The following is a 7,176-nucleotide window of genomic DNA, read 5'->3' as shown; positions in this document are numbered from 1 at the left end:
AGGCGACCACTGGTTTTCGCACCGTTGCCGAGGAGTGGCTCGCCAAGCGAGAACGGGAAGGACTTGGGGATGTCACCATCGGCAAGATAAAATGGCTTCTCGAATTTGCCTACCCCAGCCTGGGCGAAGGATAAGCGCACCAGCGACATTGGTGCCCAGTCGCGTATATTCCTTGGTATCCAGGAGAGACTGCTTCTTCCAGGGATCGGTGACGTGGGAGTAATCCGCAATGCCGGCCAAGGTCCACATGAACCCGAACTCGAGTGGCCTGTCCTTCACAAGATAATAGGGTGTCGTGTTGCCGGGCAATGGGAGCAGCGGCTGCAGGAGCGCCTCGGCCAGAAATGCGTCCGAACGGAACCCATCATCGGTCTCATATTTGCCGGAGAGGGCATAATAGGCTGAAAAGGTGCTGCTGCTGCCCGGCTCGCCGCTTCGCCATACCAAATACCCGTTATGGGTGAGACCGAAAGCGAGGTTGTTCACATAGGAGTCGTCGCTCGGATCGCGCGCCCCCTGCCTGTTGTAGGAGATGAAGGGAATGATATTGGCTTGCGCGACCTGAAACGGTCGGAATGCGTCCAACTTCCTGTGACGGAAGATTGGAATGGCCAGGCCGACCGCGATGTTTGTAGCAAAGCTGGTGCTGTCCTTGACGCGATCGTCAATCACGCCGATCTCACCGGCTTCCTGATCGTCGGCTCCCCCCTTGCCCAGTTGCGACGGCGCTTTCGCGATCGTAATTGAGGGCTTGGGAATCTCGACCGTGCCTTCAGGTACGTCACGTTCGGGTTCGGTCCCCTTCGTGCAGGCGAACGCGTAGCGATCATTGTTGCGGCCAAGATAGATGGCGGCAAGCACGGGCTTGAGGTCGTCGGTGCTCAGCGTGCGTCCCGATTTGTCGCTGACCGCGAGTCCCCCCTGTTCGATCGGAAGGACCCGATTCGTCCGAAGTCCCATCCAATCAAGAACCAGCATGCCGATTTGGGCGAAGGATTCACCGTTTGGAGCCGTGGCTTGCCCGCCCGGTCTCAAACCCGCTTCTACGATTGCGTTGAGGATCGACTCATCTGTCGGAGGCGCTGAAGTAGCCTTCCAGACATAATTGATGGGGAACTCCTTCTCGAATATCTTCTTGAGATCGCTCGCCGCTATGGTCGGCTGCCCGCTCGCTCCCGATCGACAGCTGGATTTGATTTCAGCCACAAGCTCGTCGGTGTCCGCTCTTGCCGGCACCACCGACGCACTCCAGACCGATAGTGCGACAGTAGCGCCAACCCGCAGCCTGCGGTTCATTGCTTTTCGCCCATCGAGGTGAGGCGCTTTTCGACGGCATAGACCAAAGTGAGGAAATTTGCCTTGGCCAGTGCCTTCTTTGTCAAAGGCGGAGATGCGACGAAGTCGACTACCAGGCCGTCATTGTTGTCGATGATGTCATCGAGAACGCCGTAATATTTCATGATGCTTTGATCGTCCGGCAGGTATCGATCGACTGGAGCCATGAGTGACGGGCGTACGCCAGTTACGCGATCCGCCGCTGCCAGGACGGCATTTTCCGCGATGGACCAAATTTCTGCCGAGCTATATTTGGTTCGTAGCACAACGCGTTGAATGCCCGGCATCACATGTTCCCCCTGAAACAAGTAAGCGACCGAGACTCAGCATATCAAAATGACCGCCCCGCGCAATCATTTCCCACCCGAAACAACCGTTTCGGATCATGTTCATCTTATCCCGTAGGGCGCATGTCGTTCACAAGGGAGGTGGCATCGGCGTAATTTCCGATCGCCACGTTAAGTGGTTGCGTCTCTTTACAATGAGTTGCACAATTTCGTCTGCCAACATAGCTCAGGTTATTATGATTGTCTGAGCCGCGTTCAGGACTGTAACGGCTGTTTGCACCTCCGCATAAAGGTCCGCCTCGATCCCTTGTGTGTCGATTTCGACGATCAGGGCGAAGCGGACTTCCGGCTCTCCATCCTTGAGCAATGCCTTGGATTTCCACCATCCTGCAACGGGATGAATGGCCAGGAGATTGCGGCGTGCAAGGTCTGATGCCTTGCACGTCAACTGGTCGATATGGAGAGAGCCGACGTCACGCCGATCGCTCCCAAATACCCAAAGATCGTCTTCATCGACCTGGGGACCGACGGGTTCGGCAGCCTTGCTGATACGAGCCATGAACTGCTGGGCATTTTCGCCGGCGCGGTTCAGCTTGAAGCGCAGATTGTGGGACGCGTAGCGATATCGTGACCCGCGGGAGGCTTCGGCGGGATTGGGCGCAATGAAGGAACTCAGGGCGACCCTCAAGGTCACGTTCGCATTGCCGAGTTTGCGCAGCTCTTCGACGGGCCATGGCAGCGTAAAGAGGCGCATCTCCTTGTGAACGTCCCCGCCGGTCTTGTCCGAGATGCCGTACGGAATGATGACGTCCTGGACGATGAGCGAAAGGGCGTTGGATGCGCTGCGATGGGCGCGCTCGAGGTCAGGGACGCCATAGCCGTATCGCTGGAACATGCGCGCATAGCTGCCCTTGCTCGGCTGTGCGGGAAGATGCGAGCGCATCTGCGGCGTCCAGCGGGCCGATGCTATATAGAGGGCCCGGATGGTTTCGGGCCAGAGCAGCGGATAGTCAGACCATAGTTCGGTGATCTGCTTGGCCGCGATTGCCGTGGCTGCGCTTGTGTCAAACGTGAAGCTGAAAGACCGTTGCGGATAGCCATGATGGGTTGTGAGCAGGGAAAGCCAGCCATGGCGCATAGGCGGAGGGATCAAATCGGCCGCCCAGTTTCCGCCTTCCAGGACGATGTCGGGCTTGAGCGGCCAGGTCGATGACCAGGATGCGGTGCGCGAACTGGGCGAGAGGTCGCCGAAAGGCGCGACGATGGTGAGGGCAGCGCCCGCCGGCAGCATCGTCTTCTCGGTGTAGGCACCGACGCTGATCGCGTTCCAAGCCTGCGCGGGCGATTCCAGCTCATTGTCGGGATGGTCGCATACACCGAGATAGGGGGCCGCGCTGAACTTGTTGTTGTCGCTATTGCCCGCCGACACGAGGATGAGACGTGCCTGGGGCTGCGCGCCTGAAACGCCGGACGCAAGCTGGTCGATTTCCGTCGACCATGATGTCGGTGCCCCGTCATGCGGCGTGTCTTCGTCCGTCGTCGCCGCCATGGTGAAGGTCCGCCGGCGCACCGTCTGCTCGACCGTATCGATGGCGCGCCGTGTGACGACGCCGAGCAGATGATGCGGATTGACCCCGCCGTCCGGCAACAGCTTTATCGACTCCAGCCGATGCGAGACCGTCACCGGCATCGTCGATTGCAGGTTGAGGGTCAGGTCCCCGAAAAGCGCGAGGCCGGCAAGCTGGGTTCCATGCCCCCTGATATCGTCCAGCCCCCAGGCGGGGTCGGCGGCATGCCGGTCCTGCGCGAGCAGCACAGGCGCAAGCAAGGGATGGGCGCGACTGACGCCCGTGTCGAGCAGGGTGATGTAGCCACCGTTCGCCCCGCCGTTGTAGGTCGTTCGCTGGAAGAGGTCGTCAACCCAGGCGACCTGCTCCTGCACATCCATGGCATCGAAGAAATCGGCGGTGGTCGCTGGCGATTCAAGGGCGCGAACCGCGCCAAGCCGCCGCACGGCCAGGGCGATATGGTCCCGCGTCGCCTGACCTATGACGACCACATCTTCCGGGAAATAGAGACGATCGGTTCCGATCTGAACCTGATAGGCGGCGGCCTGCGTGATGAAGGCGTCGGCTTCATGGGGCTCCAGCCAGATTTCCCAATGTATCGCGCCATTGTCCGCTGGGAATTTGTCTTGCGGGCCGCGCCACAGAGCGCGCAGGCCGGCTTCGGTAATGGCGGCCAGACTCTGGACGAGTTTGGCGTTTTTGGGCCGCCCGGGAACGACCTGGCCGTCCTTTTCCCTATCGGGCGTATCGTACGTTTCGAACTGCTCGATCTTCTTGCGGAGGCTTTCGACGCCTTTGGCGGTGGCAAAGACCGTGGCTCTCTCGATCGTGCCGGCTTCGCTTGTCTCGGCATCGCTGCGCAACAGCGCGATGCCGCTCGTTCCCAGACTATTCTTTGCCAGAGGTTCGTTCGGTCGCCCTTTAACCTCGAGATAGACGCCCGGCAGTCCGTCGGTCGCTATCGGAGGAAGGAAATCTATCGCCTGAAGCAGCGCCTGCGCGTGGCCGGACCGATCGAGGACATCACTTGGCGGTTTGCCGCCGCGTCCGGTCTTTGCCCGGAATGGGTGTGGCTTTCCGAGATCTTTCAGAAGAAAATGACGTAGGTTCCGTGGCATTCGCGCCTCTTCCCAGCCCCTGCAGCGAGCGACGGCGCTCCAAAGAGTTTACCAGATCAATCGTTGTTATCGCGTTGCGGTCACCCAGAACGGCCCGGCGAGCGGCGTCTTCGGCCGCGGCTACGACATCGGCTGTCGACAGGCCGATGGCGCAGTCGGTGACCTTCTTCCACGACAGGCGGGCGTAGGAGAAGCCGGTCAGACGCCGTTCGAGCGCCTCGCGGATCGCGGCCGCATCGGGCAGTTCGTAGGAGAGAACGAGATCGAACCGGCGCAGCACGGCGCGATCGAGAATCTCGGCGAGATTTGTAGTCGCGATCACGATCGAGGGGCCCGTGTCCTCGTCGAGAAACTGGAGGAAGGAGTTCAGGACGCGGCGGGCTTCGCCGACATCATTGCCGTCGCCTCTCGCTGCGGCAAGGGCGTCGATCTCATCGAACAGGTACACGCCGCGCGTCGATTTGATCGCGTCGAACACGAGCTTGAGCTTCTGGGCCGTTTCACCCATGAATTTGGTGATGAGGCCATGCAGCATTACCGAGAAGAGCGGAAACTGGAGTTCGCCCGCCAGGCTATGTGCGCTCATGGTCTTGCCTGTGCCGGGCGGGCCCGAAAGCAGGATCCGCCGCCGGGGTTTCAGCCCCTTCTCTTCGAGCTTCTCGCGCATCCGCGTCTCAATGACGATGTGCGCCAGCTCCTCCTCGATGGGCGAGGGCAGGATGACGCTGTTGAGCCGCTCGCTCGGATAGGAGGCCAACAGGAATTGCGCGAGATCGCCACGCGGCGCGGCTATCGGCGTAAGGTTCGGCGTGCGCGAGGCCGGTTGCGGCGGTGCCTGGCCGGCGGCGGCCCATTGCCGCAATGTCTCGGCGAGGCGCTTGTGACCCTTCTGCTCCTCGGCGGCAGACAGCTGCATCGCGAGATCGAAGAAGCGATCGGAATCCCCCTCCGCGTGGCTCTTGACGAGACCTATGAGTTGCTGCGCTGATGCCATGTCCATTATGTATCGCGGAATTGCGCGCGATACATCCCCCTTGCCCATTAAGATAAGGCATGAAGTGCTGTGTGCGTCAAGCCAACGCAATGTTCCGGCCAGCAGGCCAACGCACCGATGCCAGCCATCCGAACAAAATCCTGGCGCTGCCCCGTCGTTTTCAGGAACCAGTTGCCCGTTCTGCCAAGCGTAGCCCACAGCATAAAGCCGGCGGCCGTTGATCGCGCCTGAGATAGAGACATACGACGACCATCGACGCGCGCAACCGACGAAAACCCAGGGTCGGTTTCGCTAAGTGCAAGATGGATCATGCCGGACCGGCTGTCATCTTTCAGGTTGCTGCCACGCACGCCGCCATTCCTATCGGTCTGTCTCCGACCCAACGCTTCTCGACAGGACCCGCTGCGCGTAGCGGTGCGAACCGACCCGTTCGATCTGGATAGGCGAATCGCACACTGGCATCGCCGGGTCACACATGCTCTTGTTGTGTTTCAAAAGTCAGTTGAGACGGCATAACAGAGCCACAGTAGGGCATATTTTGGAACACGACGCAGCGAAAAAAGCGACTGCCTCTGGTCTCTTTACGGCTCCGAGCGTGATCCACATGCTGTTAAACAGGCAAAGATCAGATAGTCGCGCGCGGCTTCGTTCCGTATCGCCCGGACATGTCAGGCGAATACCACGTCTTTCAACGGCAACCCCTGGTTCATCGCGGAAACGCGCTGCGGACCGTCATGAGCTTTTTGGCGCTGACCAAATATCCGCTATCGCTGCTGTTTCTGATGTTGACCGTGGGCTCCGGATGCCTGTTGCTGGCGCTGTGTGAGAAGTTCGAGGATAGCAAGGTGATGCCGAAGCTCGCCATGCTCGGCGGCGCACCGATGTTCTACTACATCCTCCATCTCTACACGCTCAAGCTGCTCTACAACATCGCGATGCTGCTTTAGGGCGCAACGAAGTGAAGCACCCTCAAGCGCAGCGCAGACGGGTTGCCGGCGACCGCCAAGGGCCTAGGTCGTGGTGACGATTTAACTATCGGAGCCATATAGCGATGGCTGCGAGTTTGACGAAGCCCATGAAGTTGACGAGCAGCTTGTCGTATCGGGTTGCCACCCGTCGGAACTGCTTGAGTTTGGCAAAGAAGCGCTCGACGCGATTGCGCTCTTTGTAAAGTTCGCTGTCGTAGGACCGTTGTGTCTTTCGATTTCGCTTGGGCGGGATGACGACATCGGTTCCAGCCTTTTCGATCCTGTCGCACAAATGATCAGCGTCATAGCCCTTGTCAGCGAGGATGGCCTGCGCTTCGAAGCCGTCGATGAGGTCGTGTGCCAGAGCGATGTCATTGCGTTGTCCCGGTGATCCAATCAGGCGGATCGGAAGCCCCAGCGCCTCCGTCGCTGCATGGATCTTTGTGCTCAGCCCGCCGCGAGACCGACCCAGGCCCTGGGCATCCGCCCCCCTTTTTCCTTGCGCGCACCCGCTGCGTGCTGATGGGCGCGTACGATGGTGCTGTCGATCATCAGCCATTCAAGATCGGCCTCACGCGCCAGCACCGACAGCATAGCGTCGAGACGCCCATCTCTATCCAGCGATAATAGCGCCGTTTTACCGAACGATGGTCGCCGAGCCGTTCCGGCAGATCGCGCCAACGCCCACCCGAACGCGCCATCCACAGCAGTGCATCCAGAAATTTCCGGTTGTCGGTGCGCGGTCCGCGCTTGCCCTTGGTTCCGCCCGGCACAAACCCTTTGATCCGGTCCCACTGGTCATCCCGAAGCGCGTCGCAATCCATCGCCGATCTCCCAAAATCAGCCTTGAATCCGATTTTAGCGAAATTGGGAATCCCAAATCCTTAAATCATCACTACGCCCTAG

General features: G+C 59.9%; 6 protein-coding genes and 1 pseudogene. 1 reads left to right on the top strand and 6 read right to left on the bottom strand.

The features are described 5' to 3' along the window. Nucleotides 1-72: 72 nt before the first annotated feature. The 5 genes from WA070_RS01425 to WA070_RS01405 all read right to left on the bottom strand — a co-directional run bounded on the left by WA070_RS01425 (nucleotide 73) and on the right by WA070_RS01405 (nucleotide 5,652). Nucleotides 73-1,296: a hypothetical protein gene (locus WA070_RS01425; RefSeq protein ID WP_422632446.1), complete on the bottom strand. Its 1,224-nt coding sequence runs from the start codon at nucleotides 1,294-1,296 to the stop codon at nucleotides 73-75. Then, entirely contained in the window at nucleotides 1,293-1,625 is a 333-nt protein-coding gene (locus tag WA070_RS01420) for a hypothetical protein (RefSeq protein WP_422632445.1), read from the bottom strand. Before WA070_RS01420 ends, WA070_RS01425 begins: the two co-directional genes overlap by 4 nt. Nucleotides 1,626-1,848: 223 nt before the next feature. Beyond that, nucleotides 1,849-4,308: a S8 family peptidase gene (locus tag WA070_RS01415; RefSeq protein WP_422632444.1), complete on the bottom strand. Its 2,460-nt coding sequence runs from the start codon at nucleotides 4,306-4,308 to the stop codon at nucleotides 1,849-1,851. Continuing rightward, nucleotides 4,214-5,302: an AAA family ATPase gene (locus WA070_RS01410; protein ID WP_422632443.1), complete on the bottom strand. Its 1,089-nt coding sequence runs from the start codon at nucleotides 5,300-5,302 to the stop codon at nucleotides 4,214-4,216. The genes WA070_RS01415 and WA070_RS01410 overlap by 95 nt, the downstream gene beginning before the upstream one ends. Before the next feature lie 47 nt (nucleotides 5,303-5,349). Continuing rightward, on the bottom strand, nucleotides 5,350-5,652 hold the full coding sequence (locus tag WA070_RS01405) for a hypothetical protein (RefSeq protein ID WP_422632442.1): 303 nt from the start codon (nucleotides 5,650-5,652) through the stop codon (nucleotides 5,350-5,352). Between the two features lie 384 nt (nucleotides 5,653-6,036). On the opposite strand from WA070_RS01405, the gene WA070_RS01400 reads away from it, so the two are divergent. Beyond that, the gene (locus WA070_RS01400) at nucleotides 6,037-6,249 is read left to right on the top strand and encodes a hypothetical protein (protein WP_422632441.1); all 213 of its coding nucleotides are present in this window, start codon (nucleotides 6,037-6,039) and stop codon (nucleotides 6,247-6,249) included. A gap of 85 nt (nucleotides 6,250-6,334) precedes the next feature. On the opposite strand, the pseudogene WA070_RS01395 reads toward WA070_RS01400, so the two are convergent. Beyond that, nucleotides 6,335-7,094, bottom strand: a pseudogene (locus tag WA070_RS01395) (IS5 family transposase). Nucleotides 7,095-7,176 lie beyond the last annotated feature (82 nt).

Origin of the sequence: Sphingobium sp. (assembly GCF_049304695.1) — a bacterium.
In the GTDB taxonomy this organism is placed as follows: domain Bacteria; phylum Pseudomonadota; class Alphaproteobacteria; order Sphingomonadales; family Sphingomonadaceae; genus Sphingobium.
This window is presented reverse-complemented; position numbering and strand designations above follow the sequence as displayed.

Bases quoted from the DNA above. Each gene is read 5' to 3' on its own strand.
- WA070_RS01425 (WP_422632446.1), bottom strand. From the start codon at position 1,296: ATGAACCGCAGGCTGCGGGTTGGCGCTACTGTCGCACTATCGGTCTGG.
- WA070_RS01415 (WP_422632444.1), bottom strand. From the start codon at position 4,308: ATGCCACGGAACCTACGTCATTTTCTTCTGAAAGATCTCGGAAAGCCA.
- WA070_RS01410 (WP_422632443.1), bottom strand. From the start codon at position 5,302: ATGGCATCAGCGCAGCAACTCATAGGTCTCGTCAAGAGCCACGCGGAG.
- WA070_RS01400 (WP_422632441.1), top strand. From the start codon at position 6,037: ATGAGCTTTTTGGCGCTGACCAAATATCCGCTATCGCTGCTGTTTCTG.